General features: G+C 58.6%; 2 protein-coding genes and 1 pseudogene. All 3 read left to right on the top strand.

Annotated elements, in window-relative coordinates; genetic code table 11:
• Nucleotides 1-180 (top strand): annotated as a pseudogene (locus tag A3754_RS28610) (DUF2470 domain-containing protein); the annotation flags it as partial.
• Nucleotides 181-381: 201 nt separating this feature from the next.
• Nucleotides 382-672, top strand: coding sequence for a co-chaperone GroES (gene groES / locus A3754_RS19760; RefSeq protein ID WP_063521059.1), 291 nt, complete (start codon nucleotides 382-384; stop codon nucleotides 670-672).
• A gap of 105 nt (nucleotides 673-777) precedes the next feature.
• Nucleotides 778-1,575, top strand: a 798-nt coding sequence (gene groEL, locus A3754_RS19765; protein WP_156497106.1) for a chaperonin GroEL, incomplete at its 3' end; no start/stop codon positions are given.

Raw genomic sequence — 1,575 nt, forward strand, 5'->3', positions numbered from 1 at the left:
GCGCCGGGGCAGGGGGCGCAGATGTTGGCCGTGGACCCCTGGGGTGCGTGGCTCTGGCACGAGGCGCGGTTGCGTCGGCTACCGTTCCCGGCCCGGGCGGAAGACGCCGGGCAGGTGCGCGAGACATTAGTGATGTTGGCGCGGACCCGGCCGGAGGATTTTTTCCTCGCCCGCCCTTGAATCCCGCCGTTACGACCCCATCCCACGCCCAGCAGGCAGGCAAGAGGCCACCGGCTAAGGCCGGTATTTCCTGTTGACTGTTCTGGCGTCCTTACTATGATTAGCACTCGACTCGTTAGAGTGCTAATTGCGACTGTCGAGCTCTACCCATCGGGGAAGCGGCTCGGGTGTCAACTGAACTAACTGGGAGTTTAAGGAAAAATGAGCATCCGTCCTTTGCATGATCGCGTGCTGGTTCGCCGTGAAGAGGAAGAAACCAAATCCGCTGGCGGTATTGTGCTGCCCGGTTCCGCTGCCGAGAAGCCGTCTCGTGGCGAAGTGATCGCCGTAGGCAATGGCAAGATCACCGAAAACGGTGATGTACGCCCGCTGGACGTGAAAGCCGGCGACAAGGTGATCTTTGGCCAATACGCAGGGTCCACCGTGAAGGTGGAAGGCGAAGAGCTGCTGATCATGAGCGAAGCCGAAATTCTGGCCGTCGTTGAAGGCTAAACGCTGAATACGGCCCGGGTAACTCTTCCGGTCAAGACAGACATCGAACGCCCGCAAGGGCATTCAGCCCATCACTGGGTAAAGAATCGCAGAGGTATATAAAACATGGCTAAAGAAATTTTGTTCCGTGACGAAGCGCGTCAACGTATGGCCAAAGGCGTCAACATCCTGGCTGACGCCGTCAAGGTCACCCTGGGCCCGAAAGGCCGCAACGTGGTGCTGGAAAAATCCTTCGGCGCTCCGTCCATCACCAAGGATGGCGTCTCCGTTGCCCGCGAAATCGAACTGGAAGACAAGTTCGAAAACATGGGTGCTCAGATGGTGAAGGAAGTGGCATCCAAGGCCAACGACGAGGCCGGTGACGGCACTACCACTGCCACCGTGCTGGCTCAGGCATTCGTTAACGAAGGCCTCAAGTCTGTTACCGCTGGCATGAACCCCATGGACCTGAAGCGCGGCATCGACCAGGCCGTGGCCGCCGTGGTGGAAGAGCTGAAGAAGCTGTCCACCCCGTGTGACAACACCAAGAGCATCGAGCAGGTGGGCACCATCTCCGCCAACGCCGACAAATCCGTGGGCGAGATCATTGCCCAGGCCATGGAAAAAGTGGGCCAGGAAGGTGTTATCACCGTTGAAGAAGGCCAGTCCCTGCAGAACGAGCTGGACGTGGTTGAGGGCATGCAGTTTGACCGTGGTTACCTGAGCCCCTACTTCATCAACAACCAGGAGAAGATGCAGGTCGAGCTGGAAGACCCGTACATCCTGCTGGTAGACAAGAAGATCTCCAACATCCGCGAACTGCTGCCGGCCCTGGAAAATGTGGCCAAGGCAGGCAAGCCGCTGCTGATCATCGCCGAAGATATCGAAGGCGAAGCGCTGGCGACCCTGGTTGTGAACAACATG

Source organism: Alcanivorax sp. HI0083 (assembly GCF_001635175.1).

Coding starts and splice junctions, on each gene's coding strand:
- groES (WP_063521059.1), top strand. CDS start 382: ATGAGCATCCGTCCTTTGCATGATCGCGTGCTGGTTCGCCGTGAAGAG.